Below are 17845 nucleotides of genomic sequence, written 5' to 3' on the forward strand. Positions count from 1 at the left end.
GTAGCTAGGTCCGCCCGATAGAGAGCCCGGATAGCACGGGCTCTGGACCAGGTCTACGGATCTTAACGGTCAGACCGTGGCCTCGCATAGTCCGTGTGCACTACAGTCATAGCCGTAGAACAGATGGCCGCTTAGCCGCCGGGGCTGGCGGCACTGCGGGTGGACGAGGCAAAGTAGACGCTGATGTTCGGACGAGTCGGGAACGCTGGCGCCCCCGGTCGGCCTACAGCGGCGTGTTCTACGGCGGCGGTGGTCAGAGCGACTCGTACTCTCTACGTTCGAGCGCGTCGCCGCCGGCCTCCGTCGCAGTGAACCAGTAGATCGGGACAGGGAGTCCAGACCGTTCCAGTGGCGGCTTCCAGATTGCGGGGTCATCGAGCAAGCGGAGTGCAACTTCGAGCGATAGCGTCTCTTCGGTCGGTCCTTCCTGCCGACTCCCGTGAAGCTGGACGTGCCCGGCATCAAGGAGGAAACGCATGGCTCTTTCCGCCGCCCGGACTTTCGCCTCGTGGTCTGCCTCCGGGTACTGAGTGTTGAGTCCCCAGATGACTTCGTAGAGGCCGGTGTAATCCTCGACCCCGTAGCTGACCGCGAGCGACTTGGCGATGTAAATGTCGATCATCGACTACAGTGCAGCCGCCGTAGAACAGGGGGCCGCTCAGCCGCACAGAGCTGAGGGCACGGGGGCGGGCGGGACCGCAGAATACGCCGACGGATGTACAGCGCGAGAACGCTGGCGCTTTGTGTCGGCCTGCAGCGGCGGGATCCTTCCAATCAGGAGACCATCCTTCGGATCCCACTCGCCGCCGCCGCCATGACCTCCTTCACCGGCCTCGACCTCCACAAGCGCTCCGTCACCGCGACCACGCTCGACGCCGAAGGCGTCGTCGTCGCGACGGCCAAGATGCCGTGCCGGCCCGACGCCCTCCGGGCCTACTTCGCCCAGCAGCCCGGGCACCACGCGGCGACCGTCGAGTGCACGACGGGCTGGTACTGGGTCCGCGACGCGCTCGCCGACCGGGCCGACGGCGGCCCCGAGGTCGACCTCACGCTCGCCCACGCCAAGGGCGTCAAGGCCATCGCCGCCGCGAAGGTCAAGACGGACGCCGCAGATGCGAGGACGCTGGCCCATCTTCTCCGGACCGACCTCCTGCCCGAGGCCCACATGATCTCCGACGAGATGCGCCCGCTCCGCGACGTGCTCCGGACCCGGCTTCGCCTGGTCGAGCGCCGGGTGGCCGCCCAGAACTCGGTCGCCCGGCTCCTCGAGAAGCACAACGTCCGCGACGTGGCCGACCTCGACGCCTTCGGGAGGCTCCAGGCCGAGACCCACATCGAACAAGCGGAGCTCCTGCACCAGCAGATCAAGCGGCTCGAGAAGCACCTCCGCATCCACCTCGTCCCCGATGCCGATGTCCAACGCCTGTTCCGCATCCCGGGCATCGGCCAGGCCGTCGCCTTCTCGATCCGCCTCGAGGTCGACGACGTCTCGCGCTTCGAGACCGACCGCCAGTTCTTCAGCTACTGCCGCCTCGTCCCGGGCGCCGACAACTCGGGCGACCGGGTCCGCCACAAGCGGTCCCGCGACGGGAACAGGTACCTCAAGCTCGCCTTCAGCCACGCCGCCGTCCGGGCGATCCAGTACTACCCGGAGGTCCGCGACTGGTACAAGACGAAGCGGCGGCGGAAGCCGGAGGCGGTCGCCCGGGCGCTCGTGGCCAAGGAGATCGCCCGGGTCGTCTACCATGTCCTCCGCAAGCAGGAAGACTTCAACGGCCGGTTCAAGGGACGCCCCCTGAGCCGGCTGAAGAAGGAGCAATGGCCGCTCCTCGCAAGCCCGGCCGGTATAACTGGCGACGGCGAGCCCCAAGCTCGACCGCCCTCGGCGGGAATGGGAAGCGAGTAGCGGGCCGCCTCGGGGGCTCTCGCCCCGACGGCCCAAGCCGCCGACAGAGATCTGGGACGCCGAGCCCCGACGCTCGGCCGTCGTCGTGACCGACGGCGAGAGCCCGAATGGGGGTGTGGCCCGCCAGCGCTTCGAGAAGCGACTGACGAGGACCCTCTCGATCTGACGACGCGGTGCCAAGGCTCCGAGAACCGAGCGCTCCTCAGACCGAGGGGCGCCGGGCGAGACTGGCCCTACCGCGCCGGAACCGCCCTACTTGACAAAGACCTGATTATGGGGGTTCTACCGCGCCCCGCCTACGACTCGTCTTGACACTGTTTACCTAGCCGCTGCTCAATGCGGATCTGCTCCTTGAACAGGAGAAGCATCGCAATGCCAGTCAGGAGGGCGCCCAAAAGTCCAGAAAAAACCGACCATGGTGGGGGAGAATAAATCAGTATGCCTTCAGAGAAGTGACATGATGGCCCACCGAGACCAATGGCCATCATAAGCGGTCCGGATGTCGCCAGCGCTGGGATAAAGGATCGGACCGTGAATGACATGTGGGCGAGTAGCGCGGTAGAACTAATACTTCACTGGAGGGGTCGCCACGATATGGGACGGATCCGCCCGTATCCCGGCGTCGACACATGATAGCGTCCTCCGAGTGTCGTATCCACGCGCCGACGCCGCATAAAGGGCGGGACCGGGGGTTATGCGTGGGGGGCCCCGCGGGTCTAGCGCGGCGGTTGCTCCCCTCGCCCGCGCCCCGTGTCCGCCCTCCTCGACGCCGTCCGCGCCGCCGCCCGGACCCGCCACCTCAGTTACCGGACCGAGCAGGCCTACGTCCGGTGGGCCGAGCGGTTCGTCCGGTTCCACGCCCGCCGGGCCGGCCGGTTCGTCCACCCCCGAGACCTCCGCGAGCCGGCCGTCGAGGCGTTCCTCAACCACCTCGCGAACGACCGCGACGTCGCCGCCTCGACCCAGACCCAGGCCCTCTCCGCCCTCCTCTTCCTCTACGACGCCGCCCTCGGAGACCCGCTCGACACGATGGCCGGGCTCACCCGGGTCCGGAAGCCGGCCCGGATCCCGACCGTCCTCACGCGTGCCGAGGTGGCCGCCCTCCTCTGCGGGTTCCGCGGGGTCCACCGGATCGTCGGCGGGCTCCTCTACGGGGCCGGCCTCCGCGTCTCGGGCGCCCTCCGGCTCCGGGTCAAGGACGTCGACCTCGACCGGCGCCAGCTCACGGTCCACAGGGGGAAGGGGGAGCGCGCGGGTCCGCGCGCGAAGGACCGCGTGGCCCTCCTGCCGGAGAGGCTCGTCGGGCCGCTCCGGGCCCACCTCGACGAGGTCGCCGACCTCCACCGGCGCGACCTCGCCGACGGCCACGGCGACGTCCCGCTTCCCCACGCGTACGTCCGGAAGCACCCCGGGGCGGCCCGCGCGCTCGGGTGGCAGTTCGCGTTCCCGTCGGCCCGGGTCTCGGCCGACCCCCGGACCGGGCTCCTCCACCGCCACCACCTCTCGCCGTCGGCAGTCCAGACGGCCGTCCGGAAGGCGGCCCGGGCGGCCGGGATCGCGAAGCGGGCGACGCCCCACACGCTCCGGCACTCGTTCGCGACGCACCTCTTGGAGGACGGGGTCGACGTCCGGACGGTCCAGCACCTCCTCGGCCACGCGAAGCTGGCGACGACGCAGGTGTACCTCCACGTGGCCCAGCACACGGGGATCCGGGTCCGGAGCCCGCTCGACCGGCTCGATGTCTGAGCCGGCGGCCGGGCCGCACGGCATGTGCCGTGTCAGCCGTGGCCTCATGGCCCCCTGGGCGGTCACACCCGGTAGGATCGTTCTGCCTGGGGTGCGAAACCCGATGGGGCTCGGGGCTCCGGACCCACGGCGGGGCTCTCCCCGGCGAACCCGCCCTCGGTGTAGCCGTCGGCCGGGCTACGGAACTTGGAAGCGACGCCCGAGGCGGAGACGGCGAGCGAGTGGCCCTGTGGGGGCGGCGGCCGTCCCCACGCCGGCGACGCCAGGCCCAGCGAATCACCCAGCTCCGGGCCAGCGGTCGAGACCCCCTTTCCAGTCATGAGGGCGAAAGTCGCCGGAGAGGCCCGTAGGGAGGCCAGTACCCCCGCACCACCGTGCCGAGGGGAGGGAGGCGCCACACAGGGGGCGCTCATCCTGGATGAGCCGTGGATGACCAGGCATCCCGGAACGAAGACGTTCCATACTCGGGGCGCAAGTGGGTCCGACGATGACCCAGAGGCACGGGAGGTACTCGGGCGTTACGCTCGGGTCGCCCTCCCCGTAGTGCGCCAGTACTACTCGGCCCCAGCCCCTACCGGACATGGTGACTGACGTCCTTCCCCCTCGCGTCGCCCCTCCGCCTCGGGACGTTGTCGACCCGTGGGCCGAGGCGGCAGGTAAGCCGTCGCCCCTGTCGGCGGACCCCGGCCGGATCGGGGCCCTCGCCGACGCCTTCGACGGCGAGGGCCAAGCGGCACTCGCTGACGCCGCCCGTCGCGCGGCCGTCGGCCTTCGCGGCGGGCATGGGGCCCCACCTCGGGGCGGACGCTAGGCCGCTCGCCCCTTCCGCCCGTCCCCGATCGAACCAGCGTACCAGCCGGGCCATGACGTGAGCGGCAGCGCGCCCGCACCGGACCCCCCTCCCCATGGGACAACAGCAGCTCCTCCTCCTCGTCCTCGGCGTCGTCCTCGTCGGGCTCGCCGTCGTCCTCGGCCTCCAGGCCTTCGGGGAGAACCAACGGAAGTCCGAGGTCGACACCTACACGACGATGGGCGTCCAGATGGCCGGCGAGATCATCGCCTACCATATGAAGCCGGCGGCCACGGGCGGGGCCGGCCAGGACCCGGCCCGCCTGGGCGAGCTGACCATCGCCGACCTCGGGTACCGGGGGGACGTCGAGGACACGTGGGCCGGGTACGACCGGTCGGGGACCGTGGCCAACGGGGTCGTCCGCTACGTGGCCGCCAGCGAGACCCACCCGTTTCTCCACATCCACCCGTACCCGATCGCGGGCGGGCAGACGCGGGTCGAAGTCCACGTGTTTGGGCCGTCCGAGGACTGCGTCGTCGCGCGGAACGACGTACGCGGGGTCTCTCCGACGTGGTCCGACGGGAAGGGGAACGGGGAGGCGCCAGACAACCCGGACCCGGCCGTCTGCTCCTGGTAGGTGGTCGGGCCCCAGGTGCGCGTCGAGGAGACGGATACGCGTCGGCGGAGCAGAGGAGACAGCGGCGCCCAGGGAGGTCCGGCCTTCTCTTTGGAGACGGGCGCGCCCACCTCTTCTCCGACCGTGTCATCCCCGACAAACCCGAGCCGGGCATGAGGTTCAGCCGGATGACCTTCGTCGTCGTGCTCTTCGTGACGGCCCTCGTCCTCGGGCCCCTCGCTCGACGCCTCGTCCTGGCTCCTCGCCCCGTCCCGTCGCGCCCCCGCTCCCAGCGGAGCCCGGCGCGCCCGCCCGGTTGTCCGCCTCGCCCCACCGGGCGGCTAGCGCGGCGGCGAGTACGGAGACGAGGCCGAGGGCGAGGTGGAGCACGGGGCGTGGTGGGATTCGTGCACGGCCGCGGCAGTCCCGCCCCGTAGGCCCCTAAGATAGCGGTACGTGTTGGGCAGAGAGATGACCGGTTCGTGCGGTTACGACGTTGGCCCACCCACTTCGTCCGACGGTCCTCCGGCTTCTGTCGTACGCGGACCCCTAAACGCGCCCGCCCAGATCGCCTCCCAGGACCTCAGACGGCCGCACCGGGCTTGTCGTCACCGCGATGCACTCCGCGCACGTCACGGCGCCGAACCCCTCCGCTCGCTCGACCGCGTCGCCGGCCTCCATGACTACGACCTCGCAGAGCGTCACCGTGAGGGAGGCCATCGCGTGCCACGGCGACCACCCAGGAGCGCCGCCGTCGGCGCCCACGGACCGCCAGCGGAGCGAGTGGGGGAGGTACGTCATGGGCTCGGGGGCGGGCACGGCTTCCCGAACCTCTCAGGCCCCCTTGGGCTCCGCCCGGAAGCCAATCTTGGAGGACCCCGCAGGCCGGGGAACGCTCTCGTTCCGTCGGCCGACGCCGAACGGTGGGCGCACGCAGCGGCGGACGTCCCGGTGTGTGAAATGCGAGGGCCTCCCTTGACGTCGCCGTTGGAGGCGGTAGCGTAGCGCACGGACGGCACGGAACCGCGGGCTCGTGGTGGGGTCCGCGGACGGCCCGGCGGCGCCTCGGACTGGGGGCGCCGCCAGCCACATTCACCGCCACGTCCACCTTGGTGCCGCGGTGGGGCCGCGAACGCGAGCGGCCGGCCAGAGCCGGCGGCGGGGCAGGCAGCCGGCGCGTTCTCGACGAGCACGAGCACGCCCCTCTCGCCACCCGGGCGATACCCACGGTTTTCGGAATGAGACTGTGACGGGTCCTCAGGGTGTCGGGCCCGGACAGACGACGGGGCCCCGCGCCTCGCCGGGCTGGCAACCTCGCCGGGGCCGACCCGTTCGGAGACGACCGGCCCGTTCCCACCACCGTCCCCCCGATGAGCCCGGCCCCCCTCGCAGACGACCGCTCGCCTGGTCCGGCGGCGTCCCGCCCCGAGCGCGCTCCCCGAGAGGAGCGACTCCTCCCCCCGCCGTTCGTCCGCGCCCCCCGTCCCCGCTCTGGCGACGGGGGCGGAGGGGCGGACGACGGCGGCCCGCTGTGGCTCCGGCTTGTCGTCGGGGCCGACCTCGCCGGCCGGCCCGAACTCCGCTCGCTCGGCGCGGGGGCCCGGCTGAGCCTCGGGTGGTGGCGGCTCGGCCTCACGCCGACGGCGCGCAGGCGGCGCCAACGGTTCCGAGAGGCCGTCGTCGACGGGCGCGGGTCGAGGTTTGCCGTCGAGTACGCCCGGAGGGTCGGCTGAGCCCCGGGCGCTCCGGTCGGCCCCGTGAGGCCCGTAGGAGAGGGAGGGGATCGGGTAGGGGCGGGCCCTGCCGCTCGACCACCCCGCGTTGCCGTCGATCGCCGGGCGGGGCGGTCGCTGAACCCGTGGGGTGACGTCCCCGGGGAGGACGCTAAGTGGCCGTAGGGATTCCGCTGATGTAAATCGTTGTTCGTAATAGCGTTATTTGGCGATGCCCTCATTCGGCCTCGATGCCCACATTCCGCTCTCGGCCCGGCTCCGCCGGTTCGCCGACGACCTCGACGCCGACGGGCAGACGACCGAGGCGGCCCGGGTCCGCGAGGCCCTCGCGGAGTACCGGGCACGGTTGGACGGGGCTGATCCGATGGGGGCCCTCCTCGCGGTGACGGCCCTCGGGCCCGGAGCCGTCGGGCGCCCCGGCGTTGGGCCGGTGGGCGTCGGGGTTCAGCCGGTCGGGGTGTGAAAGCTTCGGCGGCCCCTGACGGCGCGGTGGGCGGCCGGACCCAACGCCCGGACGGCATGGAGCCGCGGGCTCGTGCCGTCATCGAGCCTGCCCGGCCGTGTCGTCACTCGGGTCGCCCGCCGCCGGCCCTCCGGTCCACTCTTCCGACCCCGTAGAGGGGGCGGGTCAGGACCCCGATCGGGTCGCCGGACCCAAGGGGCGCCTGGCACTCGCGGACGCCTCGAACGACATGTACGAGCGTATCGATCGAAAACACGTGGACCCTTGCGTCCCGGAAACGGAAAGCCCCCGTCCCGTTGTGGGACAGGGGCTTTCGCAGATCCGGTGGTACACCCTGCAGGACGGCCCCCGAACCCGGACGTCTCCTACGGTGGCGGTTGCCGACTTAGCCAGCGACCGGGTTGCGGCGCGGCTCGTCGAGGTACGACCGACTCTCGAGCGGTACCTCGGCACAGCATGACAGTCGTGCCTGGTTAGAACTCCTTTAAGACAGCAGACTGTGAGCGATGCGATGTCCGGTCATCCAGCGGCGGATTACGTGTCGAGGAAGGGGGTGGAGGCCCGGTCCTCCAGCCGCTCGGGGTCCAGCTTCGGGTATGTGGCGTCCGGAGTCCCGTGTCGTAGTCCTCGCGGAGCCGGCGGCTCACGTGGGACTCGTAGTCGCCGGTGACGGTGACGCAGCCGCGGTCGAGGAGGGGGTGGACGTCGGCGCGGAAGAGGCCGTTCTCAAGGGTGTAGCCAAACGGAACGTGCCCTGGCCGACGGGGGCGGACCGCTGCGGCGTCCCGTAGCGTTCGCCAGTGTCCGTCGGGAAGAGCGGGGCTAGGGTGCCCGGTTGGCGGACGGTGCCGACCGCGTCGCCGACAGAGCATCCTCCCTATAACCTCGAGCACGGCGCCGGCCCCGTCCGTCTCCATCGCGAGCACCAGGTAGGGCTCGTTCTGACAGAGCGCGGCGGGGGCCTCGAACCGGAACCGTGGATCCGACACCGGGGCGATTCGGGCCGGCACCATCGGCCCGACCGTGAGCGTGGGGCCGCCGTCATGGGCTACTCAGAGTCGGCGGACACCCATTCCGACGCGGCCCCGCCGACGCCCCGGCCCAGGGTCGCGTCGGGCGCGCCGTTACGTTCGCGGCGTCCTCCTCCGCCCATCCCGCGAGTCAGAACTCGACGGTTGGCTCCGGCTGATAGACCACGCCCAGGAACTCCCCAAGCCTCCCGAGCCCCTCGTTGACCCACGCCACCCCATCGGGGTTGACCTGGGGCAGCATCGACCCCTCGACGACAAGCAGCGCGGCCAAGCCGATCCAGTACGCCGAGTGGACATGTCGCCGCGTGAGCGCGTCGTAGACGATGCCGAGGCCGATGAACAGGCTGCAGCCCAGCGTCCCCATGGGGAGCCAGAGCGGGTGGAAGCCGCTGAGGTACAGGATCAGCCGGGCGAACCCCGCGCCGAGGCCGATGGCGCTCGCGACCACCATCAGCCGCATGTGGGCCGCGAACCGCGCCGTCAGCGCCATCCGGAGGGCCGCGGCGTAGAACGCCACGAACAGGACCAGATTCGACAGGATGTGGGGGCCGTACTGGAGCCAGACCTCGGGCCCACCGGTCCGCAGCGCCTCCTCCACGCGGACGCTCAGCACGAGCAGGCCCGTCAGCGCCATCACGGCGACGAGGACGACGCTGCTCCGCCCGAGGGCACGGTGCAGCGCGCCCCGCCCGGTCCCGATCAGGACCGCCTGGAGCGGGAACAGCAGGTACCACAGGAAGAACGACCAGCCGTGGAGGTGCAGCGGCGCCCCGGCGGGGGGGTAGGTGCCGCCGAGGATCGGGCCGAAGTAGGTGAACGAGAACCCGGCGAAGCCGGTGCCGCTGATGAGCACGGCGAGGGCCGGGAAGAACCACCGGTCTCCGGCGGTGCGGGCGCCGGGCGCGTCGAGGGCGAGCGCCGAGGGGTCGGTCATCGGATCGTCCGGGAGGTGGGGAGGTCACTCCGACGCCGGCGCAGCGCCGGGGGGCAGGACGCTCACGGGCGCGTCCCACACGATGCGCCAGGCGCCGTCGGCCTCGAGGCGCCAGAGGACCACGTAGTTGCCCTCGTCGGCGAAGGCCGGGAACGGGGCCCCCGGGCCGGCCTCGAAGTGCATCGTGTAGGCCCCGCGCTCGACGGCGATGGAGTCCGCCACGACGACGTCCTGAGCGTCGAGATCGAACTGCCACGTCCCCCACTGGACGGCCTGCGACCAGAACGCGTGGTACGCCTCGCGGCCGACGAGGGGCGCGGCGTTGGGAGGCATCTGCCAGGTGTCGGCGGCGAAGACGGCTGCGGCCGAGTCGATCTGCCCGGCGGCGTACCAGCGCTCGAGGCGGTCGTTGGTCTGGTGGATGACGGTGCGGACGTCCGCGGGGGTCGCTGGGGCGGGGCCGGGGGAGGCCGTGTCACAGGAGGCGAGGCCGAGGCCCAGGGCGGCGGCCAGGAACCAGTGGAGAGTCGGAGCACGCATGGCGGGAAGGGGAATGGACGAGGCCCGCGAGAGAGGCGGGTATCCATCCCTGCGCAGGACCGAGCCGGTAGGGGCAATGGGGCTGGGGACGGGAGGCAGACCGTCGGGCGACGCCCCGTTTTGCCGTAGCCTTCCCGAGCCCCGCCCGCCGGTGCGCCGCACGTCGATGACGGACGCCCCCCTCCTGCCCACCCGGATTGCCGCGGTGCTCGACGGCGCCGCCGACGACACGCCTGCGGACGCACTAGACCGGCTGGTGCCCCTCGTCTACGACCAGCTCCGCGCGATGGCGCACCGCCAGCTCCTCCGCGAGCACGGCGACCGCAGCCTCCAGACGACGGCGCTCGTCCACGAGGCCTACCTCCGCGTCGCGGGCCACTCGGCCGTGACGCAGCGGGGGCGGGGCTACTTCTTCGCCGCTGCCGCCCGCGCCATGCGCCAGGTGCTCGTGGACCACGCCCGCCGACGTGCTACGGCCAAGCGCGGCGGCGACGCCGTCCGCGTCACCCTCGGCGACGAGCCCGCGGGCGTCGACGCCTTCGCGGCCGACGTGCTCGACCTCGACGACGCGCTCGACCGGCTCGCCGCGCGGGCGCCCCGCCACGCCCGCGTCGTTGAGTGTCGCTTTTTCGGCGGCCTCAGCGTCGAGGAGACCGCCGCCGCCCTCGACATCTCACCCCGCACCGTGAAGGCCGACTGGGGGCTCGCGCGGGCGTGGCTCTTCGACGCGCTCCACGGCCCGAGCGGCCCCTAGGCCATGGCCCCCGCCCCTCCCGACCGGTGGGCGCAGGTCGAGGCCCTCTTCGCCGCCGCCGCCGCCCTCCCCCCGGACGAGCGGCCGGCGTTCCTCGACGCGCAGGCCCCCGACCCGTCCGTCCGCGCCGACCTCGAGCGTCTGCTGGCCGCCCACGACGGCGCCGGGGACTTTCTCGACACCCTCGACGCCCCCCGCGCCGCCGCCTTGCTGGCGCCCGAGGAGGCGCCGGGCGCGGCCATCGGCCCGTACCGGATCGTCCGCCCCCTCGGGCGCGGCGGGATGGGGGTCGTGTACCTCGCCCACGACCCGCGTCTCGACCGCCGCGTGGCTCTCAAGCTCCTCCCGCCCCACGCGCGCGCCGAGGCCGCCGCCCGGCGCCGCCTGGTCGACGAGGCCCGGGCGGCGTCGGCGCTGGACCACCCCCACATCGCGACCATCTTCGAGATCGGGGAGGCCGCGGAGCCGGGGGCGCCGCCGGGCGAGGCGGGCCGACTGTTCATCGCGATGGCCTTCTACGACGGCGAGACGCTCCAGCGCCGCATCGCGCGGGGCCCGCTGCCCCTCGCCGAGGCCGTGGCCCTCGCCGGCCAGATCGCGGACGGGCTGGGTGCCGCGCACCGCCGCGGCATCGTCCACCGCGACGTCAAGCCCGCGAACGTGATCGTCACCGCGGAGGGGATGGCGAAGATCCTGGACTTCGGCGTGGCCCTGGGGCGCAGCGCCGACCCCGAGCGGCCCGGCCTCCGCGTCGGGACGGTTGCCTACATGAGCCCCGAGCAGGCGCGCGGAGAGCCCGTCGATGCTCGCTCCGACCTCTGGAGCCTCGGGGTGGTGCTGTTCGAGATGCTCACGGGCACGCGCCCCTTCGGGGGGGAGGACGAGGCGGCGGTCCTCGGCGTCCTCCACGACGCCGCGCCGCCCGACGTCGTATCGCTCCGGCCCGAGGTGCCCCCGGCGCTGGCGGGCGTGGTGGCCCGTTGCCTGGCCCGCGATCCCCGGGACCGGTACCCCCGCGCCGAGGACCTCCTCGCCGACCTCCGCGCCGTCGCCCGTGCCCTCGAGGCCGCCGCGCGCGACGAGGGGCGCGAGGGGCTCCTCGTGCTCCCCTTCCTCGACCTCAGCCCCGACCCCGACGACGCGTACGTCAGCGACGGGCTGACGGAGGGGGTCATCGCCGACCTCTCGCACCTCGGCGCCCTCCGCGTACTCCCGCGGACCTCGGCGATGCGGCTGAAGGGGACCGACCGGGACGTCCGCACGATCGCCGCCGACCTCGGCGTCCGCTACGTGCTGGAGGGGAGCGTCCGCAAGGTCGGGGCGTCGCTCCGCATCGCCGCGCGGCTGCTCGACGCGCCCGCCGAGGCGACCGTCTGGGCCCGCACGCTCGACGGCGCCCTCGACGACGTCCTGTCGCTGCAGGAGGAGGTGGCCCGGTCGGTCGCCGAGGCGCTCCGGATCCGCCTCACCCCGGGCGAGGCCCGCGCCCTCGCCGACCGCCCCATCCCCGACGCCCGCGCCTACGAGTCGTACCTGCGGGCGCGCTACGAGGTGTGGCGGTTCTCGCGCGAGGGCCTCGAGCGCGCGACGCGCTACATCGAGGCGGCCCTCGCCCTCGTCGGCGACAACGAGCTCCTCTACAGCACGCTCGGCCACATCAAGTTCATGGGGGTCGACGCCGGCGTCGACCTGGACCCGGGCGCCCTCGCCCGCCTCGACGCCCTCGCCGACCGGGTGTTCGCGCTGGACCCCGAGTCCGCGCGCGGCGACCTGCTGCGGGCGTTCTCGGCGTTCCACCGCGGGGACCTGGGCGCCGCCATCGAGGCCGGCGAGCGGGGCCTGGCGTCCGCCCCCGACGACCCGGACCTGCTCCTGCTCCTGGGCTACGTCTACGCCCACGCCGGCCGCAACGCCGACGCGCGGGCGCTCTTCGAGCGGGCCCGCGCGGTGGACCCGCTGACGCCGCTCGCGCAGGCGGTCCCCGGCTTCGTCGCCGTGCTCGAGGGCCGCTTCGCCGACGCCGTCGCGTGCTACCGCCGCGCCCACGAGATGGAGCCCGAGAGCCCGTTCATGCAGGTGTTCCACGGCTGGGCCCTCGCCTACGACCGGCGCCCCGGCGAGGCCATCCCGGTCCTCCACGCGGCGGCCGACCGCTTCCCCGAGACGGCCTTCGCCTCTTTCGCGCGCGCCCTCGCCCACGCGGTCGCCGGCGACGCCGCCGCGGCCCTCGACGCCATCACGCCCGCGTTCGAGGCCGCTGCCCGGGGGAGCGAGATGTTCACCCGCGAGCTCGCCCACTGCTACGCGCTCGCCGGCCAGCCCGTGAAGGCCCTCGACGCTCTCGAGCGGACGGTCGCGCTGGGCATGTGGAACGTCCCCTTCCTCGCCCGCCACGACTGGTTCCTCGACGGCCTCCGCGACACGCCCCGGTTCGCGGCCCTGCTGGACCGGGCCCGCGCCGCCAGCGCCCCCCTCGGCGGACGTGCGGAGGGGGGCTGAGCCGTCGCTGGCGGCCGGGGCGGCGGGCGCTCGTCGCCCCCGTGGACGTCGCCCGACTCGGGCGGGGGAGGCGGAGCCTCAGGAACGCGAGGCCGTCGTCGGCGAGCTCGGCCCTGACCGCCGCGCGGGGCCGGCCGCGACGTCGGTCAGGGCAACAGGTTGGGCGGCCGCGCTGGCGGCGAGCGCTGTGAGCAGGACGAGGGGCGCTCTCATGGGCGGAGGTGCTGGCCGAGGAAGCCCATCACGCGGCCCCAGAACTCGGGCGAGCGCTGCAGGATGTGGTTCCACCCCGGCATCGGGACGAAGGTGACGTCGGCGCCCGCGGCCTCGAGGGCGGCCGCGAGCCCGGCGCCCTCGGCGAACGGGACGTCGTCGTCGGCCGTCCCGTGGGCGACGAACACGGCGCCCTTGACCCGGTCGGCGAGGGCCCGGTTCGAGCCGGCGGCGTAGACCTCGGGGCAGTCGGCGGGGAGGCAGCCTTGGTACGGCTCGGCCCAGACCCGCATCCCCGTCGCGTCGAGGACCGGGGCTACCAGGACGGCCGCGCGGTACACGTCGGGCGCCTCGGCGAGCGCGCGGAATCCCACGAACCCGCCCATGCTGTGGCCCATGAGGGCCACGCGCTCGGGGTCGAGGACCGGGAACCGGGCGAGGACCTGCTCGACGGCCGCCCGGTGGTCGGCCACTTCGACCTGCCCCAGCCGCCCGTACGACACGTCGACGAACGCGCGGTCGCGCCCGGCCGAGCCGCGCCCGTCGACGAACAGGACGGCGATCCCGGCCTGGGCGACCCGGTACGCCTCCCACAGCCACGGCGTCTGGGGCGTCCGCGGGACGTACTGCGTGTTCGGCCCACCGTAGACGAATTCGACGAGCGGGACGCTCCGCTCGCCCTCGGCGTCGGGGGGGAGGACGAGGAGGCCGTCGAGCGGGGTCTCGCCGTCGGCGGCGGTCAGGACGAGCCGCTCCTGGCGGCGCGGGACGTCACTGGCGAAGCTCCAGTCGGCGGCCCACTCGGTCGCGAGGACGTCGCCGTCGGGCGTCACGCGGTCGACCTGGAGGAGGTCGGGGAGGCCGGCGCGGACGACGAGGAGGGCGCCGCCGTCGGCCGGGCGCACCTCCTCGATCACGGGCCCGTCGACGACCCGGCGCACGTCGCCGTCGAGGCCGACGCGGTAGAGCGCGTGGTCCCACGGCCGCTCGGCCGACGCCGAGGCGACGGCGTAGAGCGCCCCGGCCTCGCGGTCGACGTGGGCGACGCGCTGGACCGGGCCCGGCAGCGCGCCGTCGGTCAGCGGCCGGATGAGCGTGCCGTCGGCGTCGTACAGGGAGAGGTGGCGGGCGCCGGTCCGCTCGCTCGCCCACACGAACTGGGCGCGCCCGTCGAAGAAGACGGCCGGCCGGAGGTGGTCGAGGCGGTCGCCGTAGCCGTGGATCATCTCGATCCCCATCACACGCCGGTCACCGTCCTCGCGGAGCAGCGTCCGCGCCTCGCCGGTCCGGACGTCGACCTCGCGGAGGGCGACCCACTGCAGGAACCGGCCCGCCTCGATCCAGCGGAGCCGCGCCCCGTCGTCGCTCCACCCGACGGGGTGGACGAACACGGCGTCGCGCCCGTGGGGCACGGCGGCCGGTTCGCCCGTCGCCCGCTCGACGACCCAGAGCCGGTGCTCCGGTTGGGGCTCGCCGACCCGAGCGTACGGCACCCACCGGGCCGTGTCGCCCTCGGCGTCGAGGAGCGGGAGGCGCGGGACGGCCGCGTCGTCGACCCGGCGGACGGCGATCCGGGCGGCGTCGGGGCTCCACTCGGCGTCGGCCACGCTCCACCGCGGCCCGTCGCCGGCCGGGACCGTGAGGGCAGACGTGTCCGAGCCGGCCTCGCGGACGTAAAAATCGCCGTCGGCGGTCCCCGCCAGCCAGGCGCCGTCGGGCGAGGCGGCCTCGAAAACCGGCCGGTCGTGCGCGAACAGGCCGGGCTCGACGGGCCGCGGCTCCGGGCCAACAGGGCGGAACTCGGGGAGGTCGGGCCACAGCATCATCACGCGGGGGATGAGCGGCGGCCCGTCGGCCGGCTGGGCGGACGCGGCGACGGCGAGGAGAGCGGTGAGGGCGGCGAGGATCGGCTTCATGAGGCAGGGTCTACATCGCATGGTGGCGGGCGATCGTCTCGTCGCTGAGGCGGAGGAAGCGGGCGGCGTTGTGGTAGAGGATGTCGCGTTTCTGCTCGTCACTCAAGAAGGGCGCGTCCTCGACGATGTCGATGGACTCCTCCAGCAGCCCGGGCCAGATGACGTGGTCGGACCCGAACATCACGCGCCGCGCGAGCCCGGCGTCGACGAACTGCCGGAGCTGCTCGTAGAAGTAGGCCCGCGCGTAGAACCACTGGATCCCCCCGAGGTCAACGTAGAGCTGGGGGTAGGCCCCCATCATCGCGATCATCTCGTCGACGAGCGGCGACCCGTAGTGCATCACCGAGATGCGCAGCGTCGGGTGGCGGTGGAGCACGTCCTCCAGCAGGTACGGGCTCGAGAGGCTCGGCCGGTAGCCCGGGTAGAGGACGGTCGCCAGGAACGGCCCCTCGCCGAGGTGGATCGCCACGGGGAGGTCGTGCTCGGCCATGAACGCCCAGTAGGGGTCCATCTGCGGGTCGTTGGGCGCGACGCCGACGTACTGGTTCGAGACCTCGCCGAGCACCTCAAACGGCCCGTCGACGAACAGGGCGCGGAGCGAGTCGGGCGCGTAGGCGTCCCGCCCGAACTGGAGCTGGGCGCTCGGGATGAACCGGTCGGGCGCTGCCTCGTGCCACCAGAGGACGTCGCGCGGCGGTCCGCTCAGGACCCCGATGATGTTGCGGCGCTCCATGACCTCGAGCGTCCCCTCCAGCACCTCCCGGTCTGTTCTCGCGTTCGACCAGAAGGGGGCGGGGCAGGGCGGGTCGGTCACGAAGGCGCCGAACGCGTCGAGCCACGACTGGTCCGGCGCGCGCTCCGGGGCCCACGCCAGCATCGGGACGCACATCGCGACGGGCGGCGGGCCGACCTCGTCCGCGGGCAGGGCGTGGAGGTGCATGTCGAGGACCGGCCGCCGGTCCGGCGCGGGCTGGGCCGCGGCCGCGGCGCTCACGATGAGCGCGTAGAGGTGGAGGCGCATCGGGGAGCAGGCTGAGCTCTCAGAACCTAGGAGGGGGGGGCCGGACGCCGGCCCGGTTCGCCCACGTGTCGGCGGAGTCCTACAGCGCCCATCGACCCGCGCGGTCCGGGTCCTCGGGCGAAGTCGGGCGGGCTGAGGACGAAGCTCCACGTGGACCGCGACGGGAAAGGCCTCTCGCTGGCGGTCCACCTCACGGCCGGGCAGCGCAGCGAGTCGGCCCAGCTCGAGGCCGTCTGCGATCTCGTGGAGGTCCCGGGTCGTCCGCAGCGTCTGCTTGCCGACCGGGGCTACGGCGCGAAGCGGACCCGCGCCTGGCTCCGCAAGCTGCGGATCCCCGCCGTGATCCCAGAGCGGGCGCTCGCCGCGGGCAAGAAGCGGCGGCACCGGGGGCGCCCCGGTGCTCAACAAGGCCCTGTACGCGCGTCGGAACGCGGTCGAGCGCTTGATCGGGTGGCTCAAGGAGCACCGGGGCCTGGCGACGCGGTTTGACGAAACAGCCGCGTCGTTCTTGGCGATGGTCAAGCTCTCCTGCATCCGGCTGCTTCTGCGGGCCGCGTTTCCGTACCCGCCTAGGTCACTTGGGGCGGGGCGCACGGGCGGTGGGGTCAGCGGGAGCGGGCGTAGGTCCGGGCGCCGGCCCACGCGAAGGCCCCACCGGCCAGCGGCCCCAGCGCGCCGACGCCGGGCATCCACGGCGTCGACTGGCGGCCCCTCTCGAGGACTGAACAGGACGGCCTCGATGGGTCGTAGTAGACCTCGACGGCCGCGCCGGCGGGGTACCGGCCGGCCGCCTCACGGGCTCGATCCCAGCCCCGGTCGCCCCGCTTGGCCGACCGCTCGCCGAACCGGACCCGGTCCGACGTGAACGGCACGCCGCTGTCCTCGTAGGCGTAGCGGACGGCCGGGACGTGCTCGTATTGGCGCGGCCCGAACACCCGCCCGCGCGAGACGTCACTGCCGTCGACGGCGACGCGCGTTTGGACCCGTGACTCCACGACGTGGCCTTTGATCGAGGGCCAGCCGTCCGATGCGCCGCCGGACCTGGCGAGGCCGGCCGCGGCCAACAGGCCGGCGGCCCCGACCGCGAGCACGAACGCGCCGACACCGACGAGCGTGAGGGCCGACTGGGCGGGGGGCGCGGACGCCACGGTTACGGCCGGCCGCCGCCGGAGGGTGAGACGAGCGTGTTGTGGGCCGAGGCGATCTGCCACCGGCGGCATGCACGCGTGAGCACGAGGGTCATCGTCGAGGCGAGGCGGCCCCCAAGCGCGCCCGACGGCGCCTCCAGCGTCGACGTGACGCGGGCCACCACGGCGTTGCGGCCGATGGCGCGGGCGTCGGCGACGGCCATCGACACCAGGTTCCCTCGGTAGATCGAGTCGAAGATGCCCTGGTGGCCCCGGGCGATTTCGGCGCGCCCCCGGTAATGGCCCCCGCGGATGTCGACGAAGTCGGCGGTGGCCGCGAACGGGGCGGCGAAGGCCTGGCAATCGGGCGCGTTCCAGCCCGCCTCCATGGAACGGACGGCGCGCTTGGTGACGGTGGTGGGATCGGGGGCCGTCATGGGGACGAAGCTGGGCCGGGTAGGCGACTGCGCGAGCGCCAGCCCGGGCAGCACGGAGCAGAGGAGGAGCGGGGACAGGAGGTGGGGCAATCGTTCAGCAGGGGGCCACGGGCTAGGCC

General features: G+C 73.4%; 15 protein-coding genes. 7 read left to right on the forward strand and 8 right to left on the reverse strand.

Going from position 1 to position 17845, the window contains the following annotated elements; genetic code table 11:
* Positions 1-253 precede the first annotated feature (253 nt).
* Positions 254-622 carry a hypothetical protein gene (locus tag BSZ37_RS12605; RefSeq protein WP_095510886.1) on the reverse strand — a complete coding sequence of 123 codons (369 nt, stop codon included), beginning with the start codon at positions 620-622 and terminating at the stop codon, positions 254-256.
* A gap of 192 nt (positions 623-814) precedes the next feature.
* On the opposite strand from BSZ37_RS12605, the gene BSZ37_RS12610 reads away from it, so the two are divergent.
* The 3 genes from BSZ37_RS12610 to BSZ37_RS12625 all read left to right on the forward strand — a co-directional run bounded on the left by BSZ37_RS12610 (position 815) and on the right by BSZ37_RS12625 (position 5079).
* Positions 815-1906 (forward strand): IS110 family RNA-guided transposase, encoded by a 1092-nt coding sequence (locus BSZ37_RS12610; protein ID WP_179299617.1) that lies wholly within the window; start codon positions 815-817, stop codon positions 1904-1906.
* A gap of 750 nt (positions 1907-2656) precedes the next feature.
* Positions 2657-3652: an integron integrase gene (locus tag BSZ37_RS12615; RefSeq protein ID WP_095510888.1), complete on the forward strand. Its 996-nt coding sequence runs from the start codon at positions 2657-2659 to the stop codon at positions 3650-3652.
* A 905-nt stretch (positions 3653-4557) separates the two neighbouring features.
* Positions 4558-5079, forward strand: coding sequence for a hypothetical protein (locus tag BSZ37_RS12625; RefSeq protein ID WP_095510890.1), 522 nt, complete (start codon positions 4558-4560; stop codon positions 5077-5079).
* A 528-nt stretch (positions 5080-5607) separates the two neighbouring features.
* Here BSZ37_RS12625 and BSZ37_RS12630 read toward each other — a convergent pair.
* Positions 5608-5859 (reverse strand): hypothetical protein, encoded by a 252-nt coding sequence (locus tag BSZ37_RS12630; protein ID WP_095510891.1) that lies wholly within the window; start codon positions 5857-5859, stop codon positions 5608-5610.
* Positions 5860-7002: 1143 nt separating this feature from the next.
* On the opposite strand from BSZ37_RS12630, the gene BSZ37_RS12640 reads away from it, so the two are divergent.
* Positions 7003-7254: a hypothetical protein gene (locus BSZ37_RS12640; RefSeq protein WP_095510893.1), complete on the forward strand. Its 252-nt coding sequence runs from the start codon at positions 7003-7005 to the stop codon at positions 7252-7254.
* Positions 7255-8415: 1161 nt separating this feature from the next.
* Here BSZ37_RS12640 and BSZ37_RS12645 read toward each other — a convergent pair.
* Together BSZ37_RS12645 and BSZ37_RS12650 are read right to left on the reverse strand one after the other, a co-directional pair.
* A complete protein-coding gene (locus BSZ37_RS12645) occupies positions 8416-9219 on the reverse strand; it encodes a hypothetical protein (protein WP_095510894.1) in 804 nt (267 codons plus the stop codon).
* Positions 9220-9243: 24 nt separating this feature from the next.
* The gene (locus BSZ37_RS12650; protein ID WP_095510895.1) at positions 9244-9759 is read right to left on the reverse strand and encodes a YybH family protein; all 516 of its coding nucleotides are present in this window, start codon (positions 9757-9759) and stop codon (positions 9244-9246) included.
* A gap of 151 nt (positions 9760-9910) precedes the next feature.
* On the opposite strand from BSZ37_RS12650, the gene BSZ37_RS12655 reads away from it, so the two are divergent.
* Together BSZ37_RS12655 and BSZ37_RS12660 are read left to right on the forward strand one after the other, a co-directional pair.
* Complete coding sequence (locus tag BSZ37_RS12655; RefSeq protein WP_218830496.1) at positions 9911-10513, forward strand: ECF-type sigma factor; 603 nt, start codon at positions 9911-9913, stop codon at positions 10511-10513.
* A gap of 3 nt (positions 10514-10516) precedes the next feature.
* Positions 10517-13012 (forward strand): serine/threonine-protein kinase, encoded by a 2496-nt coding sequence (locus BSZ37_RS12660; protein WP_095510896.1) that lies wholly within the window; start codon positions 10517-10519, stop codon positions 13010-13012.
* A gap of 209 nt (positions 13013-13221) precedes the next feature.
* Here the strand turns inward: BSZ37_RS12660 and BSZ37_RS12665 are convergent, their stop codons facing one another.
* Together BSZ37_RS12665 and BSZ37_RS12670 are read right to left on the reverse strand one after the other, a co-directional pair.
* Complete coding sequence (locus BSZ37_RS12665; protein WP_179299618.1) at positions 13222-15141, reverse strand: S9 family peptidase; 1920 nt, start codon at positions 15139-15141, stop codon at positions 13222-13224.
* 10 nt (positions 15142-15151) lie between these two features.
* On the reverse strand, positions 15152-16162 hold the full coding sequence (locus BSZ37_RS12670) for an amidohydrolase family protein (protein ID WP_095510898.1): 1011 nt from the start codon (positions 16160-16162) through the stop codon (positions 15152-15154).
* Between the two features lie 132 nt (positions 16163-16294).
* On the opposite strand from BSZ37_RS12670, the gene BSZ37_RS22855 reads away from it, so the two are divergent.
* Positions 16295-16651: a transposase gene (locus BSZ37_RS22855; RefSeq protein ID WP_425442617.1), complete on the forward strand. Its 357-nt coding sequence runs from the start codon at positions 16295-16297 to the stop codon at positions 16649-16651.
* Between the two features lie 116 nt (positions 16652-16767).
* Here BSZ37_RS22855 and BSZ37_RS12685 read toward each other — a convergent pair whose 3' ends face one another.
* Both BSZ37_RS12685 and BSZ37_RS12690 read right to left on the reverse strand, forming a co-directional pair.
* Positions 16768-17310, reverse strand: coding sequence for a DUF3592 domain-containing protein (locus tag BSZ37_RS12685; protein WP_179299620.1), 543 nt, complete (start codon positions 17308-17310; stop codon positions 16768-16770).
* A 2-nt stretch (positions 17311-17312) separates the two neighbouring features.
* Positions 17313-17816, reverse strand: coding sequence for an SgcJ/EcaC family oxidoreductase (locus tag BSZ37_RS12690; protein ID WP_179299621.1), 504 nt, complete (start codon positions 17814-17816; stop codon positions 17313-17315).
* Between the last annotated feature and the right edge of the window lie 29 nt (positions 17817-17845).

This window comes from Rubrivirga marina (assembly GCF_002283365.1).
Lineage (GTDB): Bacteria > Bacteroidota > Rhodothermia > Rhodothermales > Rubricoccaceae > Rubrivirga > Rubrivirga marina.

Bases quoted from the DNA above. Each gene is read 5' to 3' on its own strand.
- BSZ37_RS12605 (WP_095510886.1), bottom strand. From the start codon at position 622: ATGATCGACATTTACATCGCCAAGTCGCTCGCGGTCAGCTACGGGGTC.
- BSZ37_RS12610 (WP_179299617.1), top strand. From the start codon at position 815: ATGACCTCCTTCACCGGCCTCGACCTCCACAAGCGCTCCGTCACCGCG.
- BSZ37_RS12625 (WP_095510890.1), top strand. From the start codon at position 4,558: ATGGGACAACAGCAGCTCCTCCTCCTCGTCCTCGGCGTCGTCCTCGTC.
- BSZ37_RS12630 (WP_095510891.1), bottom strand. From the start codon at position 5,859: ATGACGTACCTCCCCCACTCGCTCCGCTGGCGGTCCGTGGGCGCCGAC.
- BSZ37_RS12640 (WP_095510893.1), top strand. From the start codon at position 7,003: ATGCCCTCATTCGGCCTCGATGCCCACATTCCGCTCTCGGCCCGGCTC.
- BSZ37_RS12645 (WP_095510894.1), bottom strand. From the start codon at position 9,219: ATGACCGACCCCTCGGCGCTCGCCCTCGACGCGCCCGGCGCCCGCACC.
- BSZ37_RS12650 (WP_095510895.1), bottom strand. From the start codon at position 9,759: ATGCGTGCTCCGACTCTCCACTGGTTCCTGGCCGCCGCCCTGGGCCTC.
- BSZ37_RS12660 (WP_095510896.1), top strand. From the start codon at position 10,517: ATGGCCCCCGCCCCTCCCGACCGGTGGGCGCAGGTCGAGGCCCTCTTC.
- BSZ37_RS12665 (WP_179299618.1), bottom strand. From the start codon at position 15,141: ATGAAGCCGATCCTCGCCGCCCTCACCGCTCTCCTCGCCGTCGCCGCG.
- BSZ37_RS12670 (WP_095510898.1), bottom strand. From the start codon at position 16,162: ATGCGCCTCCACCTCTACGCGCTCATCGTGAGCGCCGCGGCCGCGGCC.